This window comes from Amycolatopsis halotolerans (assembly GCF_042647905.1).
Classification (GTDB): domain Bacteria; phylum Actinomycetota; class Actinomycetes; order Mycobacteriales; family Pseudonocardiaceae; genus Amycolatopsis; species Amycolatopsis halotolerans.
Map to the genome: position 1 here is coordinate 306,842 of NZ_JBHRWI010000022.1, position 19,768 is coordinate 326,609.

A 19,768-nucleotide genomic window follows, 5' to 3' on the forward strand; every position below is an offset into this window, starting at 1 on the left:
GCCGTCGCCGGCAGCAAGTTCGAGATTCCCGGCACCGGCCGTTCCCGCCGCGACCACGACCGCGACCTTGCCAATCGCAGCGCGACAATCTGTCGCGCTTCTGCTGTCGGCCGACCCCGGTGCGGGATCTGCCGACGGGTTGTCCAGTCTGGGGCCACTGGGCTCCAGCGGGGCAGAACTTGCCTTCGAGGACCTTCGCGAACGCGGTGAGGGGTTGACCCAGTCGCCGCTCATGTTGCCGGTGAAGAGGTGCTTGCCGCCGCGGGTCTCCATTGAGCAGGTCCATGCCCCGTTGACGGCGCCCGCGGTGCCGTAGACGGTGACCCCGCAGCCGAGTGCCTGCTGGATGGTGCCCGTGCCGGTCGGGCGGTACACCACGGCGGGCCAAGTGCGCTGGGCGAGGCCCCCCGCCGTCCGTGCCACGAGCGGGACGCATTCACGGCCTCCGGTGAGCACGGTGTCCCCGGCCGCGGTGATCCCGTTCCTGGCCTCGGCTTCGCTGCCGGGAGATCGCCGTGCGGGACTGGCTCAGGTGAACCAGGCCGAACTCGTCCGGCTGCCCGCGAGCGGCTTGGCGGGCAGCGGCAGCGACCCGGTGCTGGGCGGCCACGGCGGCGCCGGGGTGACGCGGCTGAGCTGGGCGCGCAGTGCGCCCAGCGGCAGGGGACGGCTCCGGGTCAGCATGGTCGTCGATTTGGGGTGCAGGTCCACGAAGGGATAGGTGGTGTACAGCGCGCCGAGCCGTTGTGCGAAGAGGCGGCTGCGCGCGGCCAGGTCCTCCTCGGCGGCGGCCGGGAGGATGGTGAGGAACTCGTTCTCGCTGAGCCGGACCGCTCGGTCCAGCGGCCGCAGGTCTTCGCGGATCAGGTCCGCGATGTTCTGCTCGGTGTGCATGCGGACGCGGCTGCCATAGCGGCGTTCCACCCAGGTCAGGTCGTCGACGGCGAGCAAGAGGAGGCCGAACGACACCGTGTCGGTGGCCTCGCCGAGCCATCCGTCGAGCGCGGACAGGCTGGCCAGGCCCGTGCTCGGGTCGACCGCCGGTTCGCGCGCGGCGGGCCGGCGTTTCTCGAGCCGGGCGCACAGGTGCCGCACGGTCGCCTCGGTCCGGCTTTCCACCGCGGAGTTCGCCGGTTCCACCACCTGGTCGAGCAGATCGGCGACTTTGCGCCGCGCGGTCGGCGGTAGGCGGTCTCCGAACGCGTCGCGCAGGCGGACGATCTCGGCGTAGGCCTCGTCGCGCCGCCAGCCCCACCGGCCGCGGAACCGGCGCGCTCCCTCGATCGACTGCGCGTGCGGATCGATCTCGTCGAGATCCTCCGCGATCACCGAGGCCCCGAAGGTCGGCGAAAGCACCGCGACCGACCATTCGCGCGCGAGGCTCTCCTCGGGGTGCAGGAGCACCGGAATCACCCCGTGCGGCAGGTCCGGACGCCCGGAATCCACCATCCCGACGACCGTCACCGCCGCCCGGCCCGCGATCTTGGCGTAGACCTCCCGTTCGCGTTCGAAGTACGGAAGCCGTTGGAACAGCGCGAAAACCACGACCTGCTCGCCGACCTGCTCGGCCAGCGCGGCCTGCTCGACCGCGTGCGACGCGATCACCAGCGTCCGTTTGGACAGCAAACCCGCGCGCGAAGGAACGTCGTGCGCTTCGGAACCAGACATGAAGGGGACCGCTCTCACCGGGGGATGAGACCAAAACCCTAGGGGCGGCGGTGGGAACCCGGCTAGACCACGAACGTGTGATCCGCCGGGGCCGCCAGGCGAAGCGTCTCGGATGACGGGCTTTCGCGGAGAACTGCATGCCTGATGCCCGAATTGTCGCGAGAGAGTCGGCTTCGCCGAGTACTCTCCTGGCAGAGTCCACAATAGACACTTGATTGTCTATTGTGGACGTTGGTGCGGCGCCGGCCGGGTGCGACCATGCTCAGGGTGTCCGGCCGATCTGCGCCCGGCACTCAGTGCGGAAGTTGACCACTGTGACGAAGAAGTTGTCGATTTGCCGAATAGCTTCGACGAAGCGGTAGAAATCGACGGGTTTGGTCACTAGGCGTTCGCATGCAGGTCGTAGCTGCGGCGAGGCCTCGGTCTTGCTGCGCGCTTCCCGGCCGTCTTTGCGGGGCAGGTTCAGGTCGAGCAGGATCAGGCCGAGGCGCGCGGCGTCCTCGAACGCTTCCCGCGTCGTCAGCACATCGGCGGACGGGGTTCACCCTGTTCATGATCTGGGGAGCGGCCACCGCGACCTTTCTGGCACTGCACTTGATGCCGGGCGATCGGGTGATCACGCTGCTCGGCGACATGCTGCCGCCCGCCGCCCGCGTGGAGCAGATTCGCCACGAGCTCGGCGGCCGAGTCAGGGAGCGACGGCGCGGCTCGGCGGCGGTTGGAGGAGGCCGAGGCGAAGATTCGGAGGTTCCAGGACGCCATCGCGGCTGGGATCGAGCCCGCCGCAGTTGTGGAGTGTGTCAACCAGGCGCAGGCGGATAGAGCGGTGGCGCAGGCCGAGCTGGCGAACGTGGGAGAGCCCGCCGGGCTGAGTGAGGCTGAGGTCTACGCGATGACCGACTCGCTCGGGGACATCGGCGCTGCGCTGACCGACTCGGAGCCGGGCAAGCTAGCCCAGCTTTACCGGGAGCTTGCTCTTGACCTGCGGTTTGACCACGAAAAAGAGGCCGTCGATCTGACGGCCTCTCCACGGGTGAATAATGTGTGTGTCCGAGGGGCGAGTTGCACACTATCCACACAGCTCGAATTGCCCATATGAGACGAAATCAACCGGCCGGTGACGCGCCTGCTTACAAGTAAGTGCGATCTCATTGCAGGTCCTGGCGGCTGCTCCGAGTCCGCCGTGCGTGACGAGTGGGTCGTCTTGATTCAGGAGCTCTGGGGAGTTGCCGCGGTGTGTCGGGTGGTCGATCAAACCTGTCGACCTCGACAGTGCGTTACGCTGAACTTCGCGACGACTACGCGAATGAGAGTGCTCAGTGGGTTTCACTGTCGACACGTTCCAGCTCGGCGTGTATGCGGGGATCGTCAAGAACCATCAGCAGGATGCGACGGCCGCGGAGAGATTCGCGGACAAGAACCTGCGGATTGGCGAGCAACCAGGCCTGATCGCTGGGCTGGTCGGCAGTCACGAGCAGGCCAAAACGGAGATCCTCACAGCGTTGCGGAGTCTGGAGAAGGTGTGCGAAGCAAGCGGAGCCGAACTGGATCGCGCTTGGAAGATGTACGACCGCACCGACCACGGTTCGGCCGGTCGGCTGGACCAGACCTATCCCGATCCCGGCGGTCCGCCGCCGATGCCGTCGCTGCCGGGGATCCCCGCCGGCCAGGGGCCGGAGGCCGTCCAGCAGACCGCGTTTCCGGCCACCCGGCTCGCGGAGCCCAAGGCCGACGGGTTCACCAACCCCGTCCAGATCCTCAACGATCTGGGCAATCTCATCAGCCCGGGGTACTGGATCCAGAAGGCCCTTGAAGGCACGATCGGGGTCAACCCGGTTCAAGAGTTCTCCAACTGGGTGGCCGGCGACTGGGAGCAATTCGCCAAAGCGTCGGACGCGTTGAACTCGTTGTCGTTCTTCTGTTCCGACCTGGGACAGGATCTCAAAGCGAATATCGACGCACTGCTGACGTCCTGGACCGGCAACGCGGCCAACGAAGCATTCCATTACTTCACCGAGCTCGGCGACGTGGTCAACGGATACAGCGGAGGGCTGGCAGCTCTGCGAGACAAGTACCGCGAGGCAGCGCAAGGAGTTTGGGAGTTCTCGGAGTCGGTCAATGACCTGATTCAAAGCATCTTCGACAACGCCTTCTGGGCTGCCATCGAGGTCGCCGCCGGGGCTGTGCTGTCCGAGACTGTGGTCGGCGCGGCGGCGTTTTGGGCGTTGGCGGCTCTGGAGTGCAAGAGCATCGTCGACGACTGGAAACAGATAAGCAACCTCCTGATGAATATTGAGAACACCGTGCGAGTCATGCACGGCGGCATCCTCGATGTCGTTGGCTCCAGCGGAGCATTTCAGGCACACCCATTGCCCGCCGGCTACGATCATCCCGGCGCGTGAAGATGACCGAAGATCGCCCGCAGTTTTCCGCCGACCCGGTCCAGGACCGTGCACGGCATGCGTTGCTGGTCAAATTGGCCGCGAACACCCGAAACCCGGTGATGGCGGAACTTGCTCGAGAACTGCTGGCCGGGAATGTGACTCCGAGACGGGTCGTCGAGTCCCAGCTCTACGCCAGCGCTCTGGAGAAACCAGTCGACGACTTCGCCGCCTGGTACAGCGGCTTGCCGGAGTCTGAGAAGGACGCTGAGGCAGCCAAAGGCGAGAACGCGCTCCGCGATCTGGCAGACGAGCAAGTCGACGAATCACGGAAGCCTCGAACTTCGCGCCGTCAGTTCGAAGACGATGAGTACATCGAAGACTTTTCCGAACGGGACTGGCTTGATGAGTAACAGCCGTCGAGCTCTGGATGAGGGGCCAGATCCGGTGTACTGGCAGAGCGCGCTCCTCCGGCAAGCGTGTTTCAGCGCTCTCCTGATCAGCCTGGCCTTGGCGGCGCTCGCCGTGCTGGGTCTGATTGTGCGACCGCATTGGTTGTGGGCGGTGCCGATCGGCTGCGCGGTGCTGAGCCTGCTTCTTGCTCTGCGGCTCAGGCTCGCGACGACCCGCGGCACGGTCGCGGCCCTGAGCGCGGCGGTCCTGGTCCTTGTCGTCGCAGCCGGATGCCTCGCAGGGCTCGCCGCGCATCTCACCCAGCGATCCTGAGCAGGCGTCCCGATGGGTCGGGTGTGCGCTACCGCAGCGCTCGAATCCGGCCCGAGAACCAGACAAACAGGGCAAGGCCAAACGGCCGCCGCTTGCTCGATCGCAGCCCTGAACCGTGCTGACCAGAACGGCGCCGTCCGAGGTCACTCGGTCCAGCTTGCACGGACGGGGCCGCAGTAACGCCGTGTCGCCCGCAGCCTTCACAGCTTCTGAACGCCCAATTCGGCGAAGAGTCTCCTGGTTCCCGGGTCGACCGAGTAGAGGACCGTGCCCCGGATCGACCGGGTCATCAAAAATCTCGAGGACTTGCGAATATGTAAGGTTGGATCCAAATGTCATTAACATATGAGAGTACCATGTGAGGTCTTGCTAGTGTTTCGGACCCCCCTGAGAATGGGGGTCCGACTGTCGTATACTCTCTTCATCAGCAAGTCCGAGTGGCGGAATGGCAGACGCGCTAGCTTGAGGTGCTAGTGTCCTTAACGGACGTGGGGGTTCAAGTCCCCCCTCGGACACACTCGCTATCTACACCGGGGCTGGCTGTCACATAGACAGCCAGCCCTTTTGGTTCGTAGCGTAGTTCCAGGTTCAGCTTCCCGTAGAGCCGGGCCAGGCCTGCGGGCTTCGCGTCCACCAGCGCAGCTCCGACGTCGCCCAGCGAATCGATCATCGCGTAGATCTCCGCGTCCGTGATCCTCCGGCCCGATGGCGCCCTCTCCAACTCGACCTTCGCCGCGGACCGCTCCGCCTGAGCCTGGTTCACCGCATCGACGACAGCCGACGGATCGACCCCCGCTCCGATGGCGTCCTGGAACCGACGAAGACGAGCCTCGGCAGCAGCCAGCCGACGCCGCGCGGCTTCACGGGCGTTCCCCGCCCCTCCACCTGCCGAGCCGAGCAGCGCGGCAACTGTCTCGTCCACGCGATGAGGGTCGAACAGCTGGCCGATCCATCCATTGATCGCCTCGACCACCGTGCTCTCACGCAGATTCACCGTCTTGGGATGGTCGGCCAACATCGCCGAACCTGGTGCCATGGTCCGCGCCGTACACCGGTAGTAAGCACCCTTCCGGATCGTCGCACCCTGCATCTTCCGACCGCAGACACCGCAACGAACAAGACCGCGCAGCAAGTAGAGCCGGGCAGTGCTGCGAGCACCGCGCTCCGACCTCCGCGACGTAGCGAGCCCGCCGCTCGACTTCGACCGCCGCAGCAACTGCGCCTGAGTGAAGGTCTCCACCGACACGATCTCCGGATGAGCAGGCTTCCGCGAACGGACGATCCGATCCGGCGTCGCGCGCCGGAAACGCACCACGTGGCCCGCTGCCACGTCATCCGGGTCCAGCAGCGTTTCGTGCTTAGCCCACCGGCCGAAGACGGCATAACCGGTGTATCGCGGATTGTCCAGAATCGCCCGGATAGTGCTGCCCTGCCACCCATCGGCGAGCCGATGCCCATTCTGATCCGGCCGCTTCGCCGACGGACAAGGAATCCCTTCCAGATTCAGCATGTTCGCGATCGCGCGGTCGCCGTTCCCGTCCAGGTACTCAGCGAAGATGCGGCGGACGACATCGGCCGCCGGCTCGTCGAGCGTGAGCAACCTCAGACGGAACCCCTCCGCCGCCTTCCGCGGATTCGGATGCGGTCCGCCGTCGATCACGTCGTACCCATACGGCGCACGACCGCCCTGATGCCGCCCCTCGTTGACGACCTGCGCATCCATCGCCGCACGCACCCGAGCTTGAACATGCTGCCGCTCAGACTCGCTCATCCCGCCGAGCACACTCATCAACATCTTGTGCGACGGATTCCGCGGATCGAACTTTCCGCCCAGCTCAGGCACCCACAGATCGACCCCGTACGCCGCGAACCGCGGCGCGATCAGCGAGAACTGATTCCCGAACCAGCACCGCGTGCCTTCACCCACGACCAGGGCATTCCACTCCCGGCGGGGATTCTTAAGCTCGGCGAGCAGGCGCGAAGCGGACGTCCTCCGCTCCCACGGCACCGACCGAGACTGCCCAACATCGAAGAACTCCTCGACGATCCGCCCGCCCAGCGGCTCGACGAACTTGCGCGCGTTCCCGAACTGCCAGCCCTTCGACGTCTCCGGGTCCTGGTTGTCCTCCGTCGAACACCGCCCGTAGACCGCCAAGGCACCGATCCCGTCGTCCACGGGCTCAGCCACCTCAAGGCCGAGAACCTCGTCTAATTTCGACCATGGGTCGCTGATTTCAGCTGTCATCGGTCGCCTCCCTCGCCGGTTCGTCGAGCACCGGCACCTCGGTCAGTTCGATCAATACGGCCAGTAACGCGCGTGCGGCTCCAGGCGTCAACTCTGGCAATTCAGCTGGCAGGATAACCCGGCACGGCCGATCGTCGATGCGCGCGTTCATGACTGGCCATCCGCGTCAGCAGGTCCGGCACCCTCACGTATGCGCTCGACAGCTCGGCGGATATCAGCGGTCAGGTAGCCGCGCACCTGCCGCGTTTGGCCGTCTTCGCCGGTCACTCGGTCGCGGGTCGGCCGACATCCCGCATCGGCCATCTGCTGCGAAAACGTCCTGCCGTCAGCATCCAACGCCTCCAGCAGCTCCGCGGTCGGAACAAACTTCCGGCCGCCGGGACAGAGGTCATCGCCCAGGTAGTCGACCAGCGCATCGAGCGGTTCCGGCAGTTCATCTGCGGACACCCCGGTACCCGCACCGAGGGCATGCGCGACGGCCGCATGGTCCAGGCTCGGCATGGCGTCCCGGCCGGCCGCGTGCCCGGTCAGCGTCCCTGCGGCCTCGCGCAAAGCCCGCCCCTGCTGACAGATGACCTGCCAATCCTCGTTAGGCATGTAGTAGGTGCGAACGGTCATCGCCAACACGTCGGCTCCGGCAGCTGTGTCGCCGTCCGGGCGGAGGACACCTACGCCCTTGTGCGAAGCGAGCAGCCGCGACGAATCGAACCCGCGGGTGTTCATCTGCTCGCCGAGCACGATGTTCGAGTCGCGCCAGTCCATCACGCGGAGCGCGAACCGCGATCCGAGCACCGCGCGCAGACCAGAGGGAATGGTCTTCGAGTCCGGCCGCTGAGTGGCTAAACGAGCACGATGCCCGCCGCCGGCCCCTTCTTCGCCAACCAGGTAAGCAACTCGCCGACATACTCACCCGCAGCGAGCTTCTTCCCTTGCACGTCAACGGGTGTGCGGTCTTCAAGCGGCACTTGCACCTCATCGATGAAGATCGCCGTGACCGGCATGTCCAGGAGCTTGTCCCGGGACATCTCCGGCGTCACCTTCGACTCCGGACAGACCAGGTCGTCGAGATCCCGCATCCGTCGGAACCGGCCTTGAACCTCCGCGACAAGCTCGACCAGCCAGTCGATGAGAGCCAAGACGTGCTCCGGCTCATCGCCAGCCATGAAGCGGTGCGCAACCCGCCCGGCGGCGACCCAATCTTTGCCAGCCTTGAAATCTGCCACGTAAAGCCGCACCCAGGGATCCAACACGAGCCCAGTCGCAGCCAACCGCGCTGCGAAGGTCTTGCCCTGCCGCGGAATCGCGCCGATCAAGAGTGACGTCCACACGAGCGGGAGATCAATCCGCCGGTCTCGCGCGTCGCGGCCGAACGGAACCGGTCGCCAGCCGTCCCACTCCGCCACGCCCAGCAGTGGTGTCCGGAGCGGCGGCCGCGCGTACGGGTCCTCATCCGCGACCCACATCGAGATCCGTCCCGCGTGCCCACCATTGCCGCGCACGCGCTCCACGATGAGCTGAACTTCGTCGACCGCCAGGGCCGACGCCAGCGCATCCCGGTTCTTCACAACGTCCGCGGCTTTGCGCGTGGCCGGCAGGTCGACAGTGACAGCCCATCCGTCGCCAACCCGTGTCGCCCGCTCCACCAACCGAAGCGTCTCGTCCTTTCCGATCAGCTTCGCATCCCGATACGCATCAACGAGAACCTGCGGGTCCATCGTCCACGTGAGCGTCCGCGGCCCGGCGAGCGCCGGTTTCCTTCCCGGACTGCCATCCTTACGTCGCCCCAGAATCGCCAGCGCCAACGACGCGACCGCGGCCCCGATCCACAGTGGATCGCCGCCATACAAGAGATCGACAACAGCAACCACGAGAGTCGCGGCGACAACCACCGCGCCGGTGACCTTCCACCGGAACAACGTCAGTGCGCGGATCTCCGTGAACTTGTCAGCCAGCTTCTCCGACTCTTCGGCCGCGTTCCGGTAGTCGCGCACCTTGACCCAGCCGCGCCACGCCCGTGCACCGACAACGACGCCGCGGACAACCGCACCGACGTACCGAACCGGCGACTTGACCACCCAGACCACGGCGTCCTTGACAGCCTGGACAGCTTGCGGCTTGCTCTTGAGCCACATCGGAACTCGCGGCGAATGCCTCCACCACAGGGCGAACCTCCGCCGAAGCGTCCTGGGGCGCGGCTGCGGCAAGGTGTCATCGATCAACTCGCCGTCCAGCACCGGACCGACGTGCTCGACCTCGCCTGCGGGCGTCCGGGTGAGGGTGGTGCCTGCCTCGTGCGTCGGCTCATCGGCCATGGCTCGCCGCCTCGCGAGTCTCGGCCGAAAGCTCCGCAGCGAGCCGGGACGACAACCCCCGCGAACACCCAGTGACCTCCCGCACCCACGCCGGCGTCACCTTCACCGCCGGCGTCCAAGCGTGCCGAGCGTCGGCAAGGTAGTCAGCGAACATCCGCCGGGCGGGACGTTCACGGTCAGGTGTCACCGGTTCATGAACGTCCGTGGCTTTCACAAGAGCTGCCTGTACTGCATCCGTGAGCTTGTCGCGCAGGTCGGTGACAGCCTCAGCCGCGACGAACACCACCATCGGCGGTACGGAATGCAGAACCACGCCAGCCGGCGATCCGGCTGCCCAGGATGACCAAGTGTTCATGACGTACGTGGCACCCAACGTGAGCCACTTCGCCGCGCGCACCCATCGCCCCGTACGGACCTGGTACCGCGCGGTCACCTGCTCCGCCCGCAGAATCCCGAGCAGCACCAGACACACCGTCGGGTCAAGAAACCAAGCCGTCAGCCATGGCAGCGACCCGAACGCAGATCCCGCAGCAGCGAACCACTGCACGTTAGCCGCGGTGAACGCCAAGCCAAGGATGATGCCTGCCCAGCACAGCCGGTCAACCTGACTCCGGACTCGCTCGACCTGGAGAGCCACCACGTCCGGATGAGTACGCCAGCGCCGGACGTCAGCCGCTTCGGCGGCATCTTGGGCAAGCCTCTGAGCACGAGGAATGTCCCCTCGTTTCCGCTCGGTCATCGATGATCACCGCCTCGGCGCGTGGTGTCGAACGACGTCACCGTCAGAGCGCGGGTCAAGACGTAGGCCGCGATCAGATCCGGCGCTCCGAGCACCACGAGCAGCAGCGTCGGGTTACCCGGATGTGTGATCACCAGCCACTGCACGCCCACGAACGACGCTCCAGTGAACAGCACCCTCCCGGCGAGCGACACCATCCGAGCGCCGGCCCGCGCTGTCTCGGCTGCGCGACGCGCCTTGCGCGCACCGATCCGCCACACGACGAACAAAGCAAACAAAACACCGACTCCAGCCAGAACCTGCGCCGACGTGAGAGTGAGCGTCATCGCGCCTCACCTCCTCGCCGACGCAGCCACACCGGATGCAAAGCACGTCGATCGGTGTCCGGCAGCGCGCCCCACACGCCAAGCGTGTCTATCCCGCCGACCCTCAGGTCGAGCTCAAGGCATTCGTCGATCACCGGGCACCCGCCGCACAACCAGGCTGCCAGCGCACGATCCGGTGGATCGTCTCCAGACAGCTCCGGCATGTCAGCCCGCTCGAACGCCCAGAAGCACAGGCCGTCCCGAGTCACCAGGTTCGTCAACACGTCATCAGGCACGGCCGCATACCGGTCGAGGCGAGCCGCGATCTTCGCGAGGTTGAAAGAATTCATCGCGCACCTCCGCCAACGACTCGGCGCAGCTCGGCAGCGGGAATGACCAGCCGGGAGCGACGCCGCACCGCGCGCAGCTCGCCAACCCGGATAGCGCGATGGATCGAGTCGAGGTCAACGCCGAGAATCCAGGCGGCATCGGCCGGCGAGTAGAACGCCAGGCCACCGGCGTCAGGCAATTTCTTCTGCATTGGGTAGTCCTTAAAAGTCTGAACGCTGATTTAAGCGTTAATAGAGAGCTGATTTAGTCGCACAAAGGCAGGAAGTAGTCCGAATGCGCGACGCGGCGAGGAATCAGGGCGTCGCGGAATCCGTCAAGCGCTAATGTCGGCGCTGAGGCGGACCACGGAGGAATGGGTGTCGGAAGACTGGGCAGCGGTCGCGAAGACCATCAACGAGCGCGTGCACGAGCTCGGATGGAAACAACGCGAGCTTGCTGAGCGCTCTCAGGTCTCCCAGGCGATCGTCCGGGAAATCCAGAACCACACGGTCGAGCGCAAGCGAAGCGACCGGACACTCGAAGCTCTGGCAGTCGCGCTCGGGTTGCACCCACAGCACTTGCTTGCTGTGCTGCACGGCCGCATCCCGCCGACACTGGGCCAGCCTCGCGAGGACATGGAAGACGCTGTGTCGGCACGCCTCGCCGTCATCGAACAGCGACTCACGCAGGTGACCGAGCAGCTGGCCGATCTCACCGACCTGCTCCGCCGCAATGGAACTTCGCCCGACTAGCAAGAATTCTTTTGCGTGGCCGGTCCAACGGACCGTCCGCCGGTTTTCCCTGTCATTTGTCATGCCACCAATAAACGACAGTTCGTCGGCCGCCGGGAGCTGGCTGCGGATGACACGTCCCCTGTTATCCCGTGTTATCACCGCAGGTCAACGTAGCCATCACGGGATTTCGTCTTGACCGCAAAAAGCGCGTTGCAGGCAGCCCGCAACGCGCTCGGGTGGAGTCAGGAAAAGCTCGCACGAGCAATCAACGCCCGCGCAGCCGCGCACGGATTACCAGAGCGTTCGGTCCCAAGCCGGAAGACCGACATCTCCCGGTGGGAGAACGGGCACGTGATGCCCGAACCGCCGATGCGCGCGGTACTGCGCGAGATCTACGGCCGCACCGACGACGACCTCGGGTTCCCCTCCGGCGACTTCGCCGGATCTTCCGGTGGCGAACTAGCCGAGCGACTGATCATCGCCCGCCGGGTCGACGACCAGACCATCGACCTGTTCCGCCAGGAGGTCATCAGCGTCCGCCACGCCGACCGGCGATTCGGATCAGCCGCGCGACTCGAACGACTCCGCGGTCAGATCACCGAGGTAGAGGGGCTGCTCAGACACACGATCTTGCGTCGCGACCGCGCTCCGCTGGCCAGCGTGCTAGTCGAGGCGTCAACCCTCGCCGGCTGGAACTCGCTCGACATCGGTGCCCTTGACCAGGCATGGACGCACTACGAGCGCGCGAAATACGCCGCGATGGAATCCGGCTCGACCGCGCTGCTCGCACACGCGACCGCGGAGCAGGCGTATGTGCTCGTCGACGCGGGCAACGCCGAGGACGCCCTCTTGCTCTTCGCGGAAGCCCGCTCGATCGGCGAGCACGCCCCAGACCTGCTCCGTGCTTGGCTCGCTGCAGCCGAAGGAGAAGGCCACGCGATCGCAGGCCACCGGGACGAGGCTCTCCGCTCATTCGACGAAGCCGATGCGCACTTGCCCAACGAAGTCGTCCACCCGGAACTACCGTTCGTCTTCCTCGGCGGCACCCACCTCGACCGCTGGCGCGGCAACGCCCTCGTGCACCTAGGAGCGCCAGAAGCAATTGAGCATCTCGAACGGGTAGTCGACGACGCCAGAACGACATCCTTCGTCCGGGCCGGTGCCAATGTGTACGTCGACCTCGCCCTTGCCCACAGCGCTGCCGGAGACCGAGAAGCCGCCAAAACCTACGCGCAACAGGCCCGACGGATCATCTCCCAGGTCGGTTCGGTGCGCATGCGTCGCCGGCTCGAACGGCTCGTGCTGCCCGGCGACTCACGCCTTGCGTGAGTTGAGGTAGTAGAGCAACGACACCAGCGTGCCGGAGCCAAGCAACTGCTGACGCTGCGCAAGCTCGTTGACCTGCGACAACGGCACCCACTCCACCCGGCCGACCTCTTCAGTCTCGGTCGGCTCGCCGACATGCTCGGCCTGACGCCACAAGTAGACGTCGACCGGTGCCGTGACCTGCCCCGGCAGCGGCTCGAAGCTCACCAGATGCTCCGGCTCGCCGACCGGCCGCCAGCCGGACTCCTCGGCGGCTTCGCGCGCGGCCGTCCCGGCGGAGTCGTCTCCGTCGTCGACCATCCCGCCCAGCAGTTCGTAGCCCCACTGCTCGGTGGCGAAACGGTAGCGCCACAACATCAACGCTTCGTCCTGGTCGTTCACGATCAGCGCGATAGCGATCCGGGCCAGGTGCACCACGTGGTACTCCCAGCGCTCGCCGTTCGGAGCTTCGACGTCGGTCAGCCCGACCTTGACCCACCGGTTGTCGTAGACCAGCCGCTCGCCGAACGTCTTCCACGACCCATACTCGTCAGCCACGCCGCGAGCCTACGGGCTGGTTGGTTCTCTCCGTACCGCCCTTCAGTTCGCCGGCCCGACGAGCAGCGTGATCCGCCGTTGCTGACGCGCAGAACCGATTTCCGCCGCCAACGCACGCGCCCGCTCAGCGTGAACGCGGCCTTCCTCGCGCTCGCCCAGCGCAAGAAACGCCGTCGCCAGATCCACGCGCAACGCCGTCTCCGCACGCGTGAAGGTCGGATCGAGACTGCTCAGCGCCGTGGATAGCACTTCGACAGCATCCGACTCGCCAATCCGCGCGAGCGCATGCCCACGCCAGCGCGCCAGATGAACCGGATCGAGCACGACGTACGGCCCGTCCACTGCGGACGCTTCGGCCGGTAGCAGCGCTGCGGCCCGATCGAACGCGCGCAGACTCGCCGACCGTTGCCCATCCGCAGCGAGTGCCTCCCCGTGCGCGGCAGCGAGCCACGACCGAAGAAGGCGTCCGGTGCCGCGCTCGGCTGTACGCTCGGCGGCTCGCAACAACTCAACCGCCGATGACGTCTCCCCGACATCGATCAGCACGAACGCCTGTTCAGCCGAGCAGTGCACTTGGAATGCCACGTCATCGGATTCGCGAGCCGCAGCCTTGGCGTCCTCGTAAAACTGCCATGACTCGCCGACGGAACCCATGTCCAGCTTCTGCCACCCCGCGAGCGTCCCCAGTTCAGCAAGCAGAGCCCCGAGCTGGTTGCGAATGCCCGGAGCAAGACTGTGCGACCGCAGGCCTGAGACCTGCCGAATCTTCGTGACGACCTCCTCGTGCGCCGTCGCGGCACCCAACTGCCGATCAAGGCGGCGCATGGACGTCAACTGATCCCGGAGCAGCACCAGGACGTCGCCGTTCACCCGCCGCGCAGCGCTGAGCCGCTGCCTTAGCTCGTCGTCGGATTCGACCCGACCGCGTGCGGCACCGGGCGACGCGAGCAGATCGTCAATCGGAAGACCGAGCATCCGCTCCAGGAGCCGTGCAGTAGCCGGCCGCGGACGCCCAACCGGCGACCCGTTGGGCTTACGTCCCGAAATCAACCGCTGAAGGTGCCGCACGCTGAGGGTGCCGGCCTCGCCGAACGTCCGCGCGAACCGCTCGGCCTCCACTACGAACTCGGCGAGCGTCTGGCTTCGTTCCCGAAGCCTCAACTCCAGAACCGTGCGCGGCGGGTCGTCGGCCTCTGCTGCCATCTGCGCCCTCCCGACGGGGTGCCAACAAATGTCCTCGCTATGTCGTCCGCGTGACCTGTCGCCTACATCAGCGCGCAAGGCAAGCTGATTTCAGATGTTACAGCCCGAACAGGCTTGTCAGCAGACAGGTGGCGGAGGACTCGTGAGCGACGCAAAGCGGCATGGGAAGGGTGCCAGGCTGTACGTGAGCTGGCACCGGAGCCAGGTCGACAACCACGACCACGCAGTTACCGACGAAGAGTTCGCCCGCGGCTGGCGCGATGTGCGCGGTCAGTACGAAGGAATCTGCGGGCACGTCGTGCTCACCACCTCGATGCTTGTCGCGCCTGGTCGTACCTGCGAGAGCTGTAACGCGTACCTGTTAGCCCTGTCGACGTTGTCGACCTTCGAACAGCGGCTCAGCCCGTCGCGGCACCGCAAAGCCTCGCACTTGCGTCTGGCGTACCGCCGGATCCTGAACGCAGTTGCTTCGGCCCTCGGCCCAGATCGTGGGTCCTCTGCTGACAACTGCCCCCGAACGCCGGCGGGGGCGGGTCGCGCCCCGACCGCACCCGTCCTCGCCGGTCACCACGCGCTGCGGGATGAGCGATGACAGCCGTATCGGTCTTAGCTTCCTGCCGCGTTAACGCGGCCAGCATGGACCAACGTGAGCTGGTTTCTTGGTTGCTACGGGTGATCTGTCTGAGGCTCGGACCGCGGCCAAAGGGCAAACTACTGTCGGCGGACTCGTGACGTCCCTGCCGCCGATCGCGATACCGGCGGTTCAGCAAGAGCTTGACCCGCTGCTACTGATGCCGGCCAGGCTGCTTCTCGCGTGCCTGCTCGCAGATGGCCACTGGCGTCAGGCGGTGGCCGTACGTCAGACACTTCAGCTCGATGAACACCTGTTCAGACTCCATGTCGAGCGTCTGCAAGCGGTCGGCTACTTGGAGGCGAGCGCGAATGGAAGTCACAACAGCCTTCGCCTTACCCGTCTCGGCCGCGACCGACTTGCTGATCATGTCGCCGCGTTAGGTCGCGTGACGGCAGTCGCCACGCGACTAGTCCAGAGCGCTCGTCGTGCGTAAGCCGACGCCACGCTAAGGGAGCCATGTGCCGAAAGTCGGGTCGGCGAGCCGATGAGGCCCACTCGTGACGGGGGCTGCCCCGCCCGTCACCGCTGTCACGAGCAGCGTTTTCGCAGGTCGAATGCCTTTGCGGCTGTCACGCTAAATGAGACGGCGTGACGCCGCGCCGCGACATCACGTGACAACTCGCGTTCTTCCGATGCTAGGCAGCAGATGGCGTCAGAGGCCGAGCGAACCATTCTTCTCCCCGTTGATGCCGTGCGCCTTGGCATCGCCCCACCCCGGCAGCATTCAGACTGATCGAGTAGTCATCTGGCACAACGCAGTCGCGCCGGCGCACGACTCACGTATGGCAGGAGGCCAGCAAACCAATGGTCGGTCGAACTCCGGGCGGATGGGTATCCGGGAATGCCGACGAGGACTCAGCCAGCGCTCGCGGCTGGCTTGTAGGCCATTTCATCGACCCCTCGGCAGGCGTACGCGCCACCGGAGATGTCGAAGTGAAGTGGGCTCGCCACCCCATCGGCGACCGACGGACAGAATGGACGTCGGGCGACCAGCGGACCACGCTCGTGCTACTGATCTCCGGCAAGTTCCGCATCGACCTCACAGACGGAAGCTGCAACCTGGACCGGCAAGGCGACTATGTGATGTGGGGGCCTGGCACAGACCACTCGTGGGAAGCCTTAGCGGACTCGACCATCATGACCGTACGGTGGCCTTCGTTCTGACTGTCAGTCGCTGCGGCTACTGCGCCGGGGCGCAGCGTGCAAGTCCGCAGCCTTGCCAACCAGGCTGCGGGCGGGCGTTCCGATGATAAGGCAGCTCAAAGAAGGCCAGCGACTTACCCGCAAGCTAGAGCACCGACCGCCGAGCTACCACCGTGAGCGTCGTTGTGACTGTGTTGATCTTCAGCGGGCTTTCAACCACTCAGGCTGGTCGTTGTTGTATGTCCGGCGCGTTCTAACGCCTCTTTCGCCTTTTATTTTTTCCCTTTTTAATATTCTTTCCCTTGGGGTTCGGGAGTCCAGTTTTTGAGCGGCGAAGCCACTCTGCAGCTTCGCGCCCACGACCAGTTGACCTATAGATTTTCTCAATATCCTCTGAGACGTGAGCATGTCCGGAAAAATACGCTTCCCTGAAGCGCTCCAAAGCTGCCTCTGTCTCGCCAAATGCCATAAGAAGACTACCATGATTGCAAGCGGCATGAGCATGACCGGCGTCAGCGGCTGCCCGATAATTCGCCTCCGCCTTGGGGCGGTCCCGCAGACAGGAGTAGACCCAGCCTAATGTGCACGCCGCAATGACATCTCCACCTTCAGCTGCCGGCGTGAGCCACCTAACGGCTTCCTCGAATTCATTAGCTTCAGCCAAGAGTTCGCCTAGTCGGACCTGAGATTCCGTGTCTCCACCCTCCGCGACTTGTCGCCACCATAGCGCCGCTTCGTCTTCAGAGCCCGGTATCTTATCGAGTATTGAGGCCAGTAATCCCTGCGATTTCTCTTCTCGCAGTTCAACAGATTTGCGCGCCCACGTCACGGCATCCTCGTACAAACCCTGCCGAGAATAGAAGACAGCGTAACTGTACGCAGAACCATCTACCTCAAGATTTATCGCCTCATCGAAGAACTTCTTGGCCTCTTTTCGCCGCGAGCCTCCTGATTTATCTAAGTTAATCGCTAAGCGAAGTACCGCAGATTCCGACCCCAGCTCAATGGCCTTCTGCCACCATTCTCGAGCTTCGCGTAGCTTGTTTCTCTCTTCGGCATCTAGCGCAAGGTTTGCAGCCGCATTTGCAACCCCCTTGTCTACGGCTTGACGCCAAAGATCGAGCGCTTCGCTTCGCCTCCCCGACCGCTCTAAAAGGTACCCGAGGCCATTCAATGCCTCATCTTCGCCGCTATCAACAGCCTTTCGATAGATTGACTCAGCTTCTTCAAGCCTGTTGGTCTCAGCGAGCAAGGATGCCAAATTCATGGACACATCAAGGGGAGACTTCTCCCCTCTTTTTGCTTCAACAGCCATTCGGTACCAGCGCTCTGACTGATCGATATCTCCTTGTTTTCGCAGCAGCAATGCAAGATGGTTCATCCCGTGAGCATTACCAGCTTCCGCCGCTTTACGGTAAAAATTCTCAGCAATCGAAGAATCATGTTGACCTTCGTGAATTAGTCCGATACGCGTGAATCCATCCGGATTACCTAGCTCTACAGCCTTTTCATACCATTTAAAAGCTAAGTCGTGCTCTCCCAAGTTCTCGTGCAGTGTGCCAAGTCGCATCGCGCCCAGCGGATCGCCAGATTGAGAAAGTCGCTCCCATGACATCTTCTCGACGTTGATTAGTTCGTGTCGTCTGGCAGCTGACGCCACCCCGATAAGGCCGTTATTTGTTTCGGCAAGGCCAATTGCCCTTGTCCACAGCAGTTCGGGTATAGGCTTCTCTTGGTCGTTTCGCATCCGCGCGTCCACCAAATAGTCGAAAGCTCGATAGCTTTGACCGTTATTTTGAGGTATCAGCGGGCTTGCAACACCCGATCTTCTCCTGGTGGCCCATGAGAAGGCTTGCTCAAGCCCCTCCGGTCGCAGGAGCGCCCCACCCGCCTCTTCTAGGTAAAGTTCATGTAGCTCTACAAGCAGAGCGCGGGGAATGGGGGCACTGATGCCAGCCCTAGCAAAATCCACAGCAGTGGCGATCAAGCTCGCACCGCGAGGGTTCATCTCGGCACCCCATGCAACAGACCACTCATCCAAAAGGCGAGGCCCAGCTGCCAGATACTCAGCTATACCGAATAATTCGGAGTGCTGAACTGCCTCAATTACGCGGACATCTTTGGATTTTGCCGCCCGCTGGAGCTCTGCTTCGCTCCACCGCCGTCGGACAATAGCCGACTGGCCGAGGTCAAGTATCCGCTGAAAGTCAGACCTTTGCTCTAAATTGTCATGCACATGGTCGGGAGCAAGTTGAATAAATCGTTGGTACTGCTCGCCTCGAATCGTTGCCGCTATTGCCACTCCCGCACGTTTAAGGTAAGCAACAAGTGGCGATGTTAAGCCTGTTGGACCTAAGTACTGTTCGAGATCGTCTAACCATACCAAAGACTCTTTACGATTGCTGATGATTGTTACAATTGATGCCCTAAGGTCCGACTTGTCAAACGGCCTGAAGAGCCGCTTGGTCGGCGCTATTTCCTGTAGAGTCTCGTAGACTATTCTAGTCTTTCCGGCCGTGGAGTCTCCGATTAGCAACACCAGCCCGCCACTTTTACAGACTTGTTGAAGCTTTATTTTCACTTCGGAATCGACGTCGCGTGTTACGTACGGAGGAACAGCGTTTCCTTGGTTAATTGGTGCTCGATGCACTCCAAATTCAAGCGGATCCAATTCCCGAACAAGTGGCCAACTTTCATACTGAGCAGCCCAAGTGGAGACTTGGTTTTGTCCAGAAGCTATGAAAACTTGGTCGATATTGAACTGATACCCTTGCCCTTGCTGACTCATGCGGCCCGAATGGTCAGCTTTGCCTTCGAGGGAGAATGACGGGTAATACTCGGAACTCATTTTGATTACCCTAGTGGTTGTACTGGGTTCCGCTGCCTTGCTGATAGACGCGACTACTGTCGCGAGCCTTCGCTTTCATTGCCACCTTCCCATAGTGACGATTGCAGCCTTCCTCAGAGTTCTTATTCTCTTCCACGAAAGCGCGCAGTGCAACGAGCAGAGAGTCATCGCTACAAACGGCTCGCCGGAGGCGACTCCGCCACTCCGCGGCTACTTCTGCTTCAGCTTCCGTATCACCTGAACTTAGAGCAAATTTAAGGCGATCACTTGTTTCGTCAAGTTCTGATTCAATGGCTGAAATAACCTTTTTGTCAGTACTGAAAAGTGACGCGGCTGACTTCTTGGACCGTTCCCATGCGTCCTTTACCATCAACCCAAGCAGTGAAGTTACTCCAGAGTTGATTAGCGCTACAATTTCAGCATCCATATTTCTCCCTAGGTCCCCGGTTTGTTTCTTGAAGTTTTCAAAGTCGATTCACGAGTGGATCTTTCTGGTTGGCCATACTTCTACTTCGCTTGGATTCATGCATATGTTACGGATGTGATCAAAACGTGTCCTCAGGGCGTCGCTCTATCGCATCGTGTATCTCGGGGTGCCTGTGGCTCGGAAACCTATTTCTAACAGGTCGGAAGCCTG

General features: G+C 63.5%; 19 protein-coding genes, 1 tRNA gene and 2 pseudogenes. 8 read left to right on the forward strand and 14 right to left on the reverse strand.

Going from position 1 to position 19,768, the window contains the following annotated elements:
- Positions 1-528: 528 nt before the first annotated feature.
- Positions 529-1,668, reverse strand: a complete 1,140-nt coding sequence (locus ACFORO_RS19940; protein ID WP_377871702.1) for a DICT sensory domain-containing protein — start codon at positions 1,666-1,668, stop codon at positions 529-531.
- A gap of 262 nt (positions 1,669-1,930) precedes the next feature.
- Positions 1,931-2,194 (reverse strand): annotated as a pseudogene (locus tag ACFORO_RS19945) (hypothetical protein).
- Positions 2,195-2,386: 192 nt separating this feature from the next.
- On the opposite strand from ACFORO_RS19945, the gene ACFORO_RS19950 reads away from it, so the two are divergent.
- The 5 genes from ACFORO_RS19950 to ACFORO_RS19970 all read left to right on the forward strand — a co-directional run bounded on the left by ACFORO_RS19950 (position 2,387) and on the right by ACFORO_RS19970 (position 5,290).
- On the forward strand, positions 2,387-2,767 hold the full coding sequence (locus ACFORO_RS19950) for a hypothetical protein (RefSeq protein WP_377871701.1): 381 nt from the start codon (positions 2,387-2,389) through the stop codon (positions 2,765-2,767).
- A 220-nt stretch (positions 2,768-2,987) separates the two neighbouring features.
- Positions 2,988-4,070 carry a hypothetical protein gene (locus ACFORO_RS19955; RefSeq protein WP_377871700.1) on the forward strand — a complete coding sequence of 361 codons (1,083 nt, stop codon included), beginning with the start codon at positions 2,988-2,990 and terminating at the stop codon, positions 4,068-4,070.
- Positions 4,067-4,462: a hypothetical protein gene (locus ACFORO_RS19960; protein ID WP_377871699.1), complete on the forward strand. Its 396-nt coding sequence runs from the start codon at positions 4,067-4,069 to the stop codon at positions 4,460-4,462. Before ACFORO_RS19955 ends, ACFORO_RS19960 begins: the two co-directional genes overlap by 4 nt.
- 34 nt (positions 4,463-4,496) lie before the next feature.
- Entirely contained in the window at positions 4,497-4,775 is a 279-nt protein-coding gene (locus tag ACFORO_RS19965; protein WP_377871698.1) for a hypothetical protein, read from the forward strand.
- Positions 4,776-5,206: 431 nt separating this feature from the next.
- A tRNA-Leu gene (locus ACFORO_RS19970) sits at positions 5,207-5,290 on the forward strand.
- Here the strand turns inward: ACFORO_RS19970 and ACFORO_RS19975 are convergent.
- The 7 genes and pseudogenes from ACFORO_RS19975 to ACFORO_RS20005 all read right to left on the reverse strand — a co-directional run bounded on the left by ACFORO_RS19975 (position 5,272) and on the right by ACFORO_RS20005 (position 10,917).
- Entirely contained in the window at positions 5,272-7,020 is a 1,749-nt protein-coding gene (locus tag ACFORO_RS19975; RefSeq protein ID WP_377871697.1) for a recombinase family protein, read from the reverse strand. The genes ACFORO_RS19970 and ACFORO_RS19975 overlap by 19 nt on opposite strands.
- A complete protein-coding gene (locus ACFORO_RS19980) occupies positions 7,010-7,171 on the reverse strand; it encodes a hypothetical protein (protein ID WP_377871696.1) in 162 nt (53 codons plus the stop codon). The genes ACFORO_RS19975 and ACFORO_RS19980 overlap by 11 nt, the downstream gene beginning before the upstream one ends.
- Positions 7,168-9,332 (reverse strand): annotated as a pseudogene (locus ACFORO_RS19985) (cell division protein FtsK). The gene ACFORO_RS19980 and the pseudogene ACFORO_RS19985 overlap by 4 nt, the downstream one beginning before the upstream one ends.
- The gene (locus tag ACFORO_RS19990; RefSeq protein WP_377871695.1) at positions 9,322-10,071 is read right to left on the reverse strand and encodes a hypothetical protein; all 750 of its coding nucleotides are present in this window, start codon (positions 10,069-10,071) and stop codon (positions 9,322-9,324) included. Before ACFORO_RS19990 ends, ACFORO_RS19985 begins: the two are co-directional and overlap by 11 nt.
- Positions 10,068-10,397, reverse strand: coding sequence for a hypothetical protein (locus tag ACFORO_RS19995; RefSeq protein ID WP_377871694.1), 330 nt, complete (start codon positions 10,395-10,397; stop codon positions 10,068-10,070). Before ACFORO_RS19995 ends, ACFORO_RS19990 begins: the two co-directional genes overlap by 4 nt.
- On the reverse strand, positions 10,394-10,726 hold the full coding sequence (locus ACFORO_RS20000; RefSeq protein ID WP_377871692.1) for a WhiB family transcriptional regulator: 333 nt from the start codon (positions 10,724-10,726) through the stop codon (positions 10,394-10,396). The genes ACFORO_RS19995 and ACFORO_RS20000 overlap by 4 nt, the downstream gene beginning before the upstream one ends.
- A complete protein-coding gene (locus ACFORO_RS20005) occupies positions 10,723-10,917 on the reverse strand; it encodes a helix-turn-helix domain-containing protein (protein WP_377871690.1) in 195 nt (64 codons plus the stop codon). The genes ACFORO_RS20000 and ACFORO_RS20005 overlap by 4 nt, the downstream gene beginning before the upstream one ends.
- Positions 10,918-11,083: 166 nt before the next feature.
- On the opposite strand from ACFORO_RS20005, the gene ACFORO_RS20010 reads away from it, so the two are divergent.
- Positions 11,084-11,458, forward strand: coding sequence for a helix-turn-helix domain-containing protein (locus tag ACFORO_RS20010; RefSeq protein WP_377871689.1), 375 nt, complete (start codon positions 11,084-11,086; stop codon positions 11,456-11,458).
- 174 nt (positions 11,459-11,632) lie between these two features.
- Complete coding sequence (locus ACFORO_RS20015; protein WP_377871688.1) at positions 11,633-12,769, forward strand: tetratricopeptide repeat protein; 1,137 nt, start codon at positions 11,633-11,635, stop codon at positions 12,767-12,769.
- Here ACFORO_RS20015 and ACFORO_RS20020 read toward each other — a convergent pair.
- From ACFORO_RS20020 to ACFORO_RS20030, 3 genes are all read right to left on the reverse strand, one after another.
- On the reverse strand, positions 12,755-13,303 hold the full coding sequence (locus ACFORO_RS20020; protein ID WP_377871687.1) for an NUDIX hydrolase: 549 nt from the start codon (positions 13,301-13,303) through the stop codon (positions 12,755-12,757). The genes ACFORO_RS20015 and ACFORO_RS20020 overlap by 15 nt on opposite strands.
- A 42-nt stretch (positions 13,304-13,345) precedes the next feature.
- On the reverse strand, positions 13,346-14,506 hold the full coding sequence (locus tag ACFORO_RS20025) for a hypothetical protein (RefSeq protein WP_377871686.1): 1,161 nt from the start codon (positions 14,504-14,506) through the stop codon (positions 13,346-13,348).
- A gap of 785 nt (positions 14,507-15,291) precedes the next feature.
- On the reverse strand, positions 15,292-15,507 hold the full coding sequence (locus ACFORO_RS20030) for a hypothetical protein (protein WP_377871685.1): 216 nt from the start codon (positions 15,505-15,507) through the stop codon (positions 15,292-15,294).
- A gap of 437 nt (positions 15,508-15,944) precedes the next feature.
- On the opposite strand from ACFORO_RS20030, the gene ACFORO_RS20035 reads away from it, so the two are divergent.
- Entirely contained in the window at positions 15,945-16,304 is a 360-nt protein-coding gene (locus tag ACFORO_RS20035; RefSeq protein ID WP_377871684.1) for a signal peptidase I, read from the forward strand.
- 232 nt (positions 16,305-16,536) lie between these two features.
- Here the strand turns inward: ACFORO_RS20035 and ACFORO_RS20040 are convergent, their stop codons facing one another.
- Both ACFORO_RS20040 and ACFORO_RS20045 read right to left on the reverse strand, forming a co-directional pair.
- Positions 16,537-19,131 (reverse strand): tetratricopeptide repeat protein, encoded by a 2,595-nt coding sequence (locus ACFORO_RS20040; RefSeq protein ID WP_377871683.1) that lies wholly within the window; start codon positions 19,129-19,131, stop codon positions 16,537-16,539.
- 10 nt (positions 19,132-19,141) lie between these two features.
- On the reverse strand, positions 19,142-19,558 hold the full coding sequence (locus ACFORO_RS20045; RefSeq protein ID WP_377871681.1) for a hypothetical protein: 417 nt from the start codon (positions 19,556-19,558) through the stop codon (positions 19,142-19,144).
- Between the last annotated feature and the right edge of the window lie 210 nt (positions 19,559-19,768).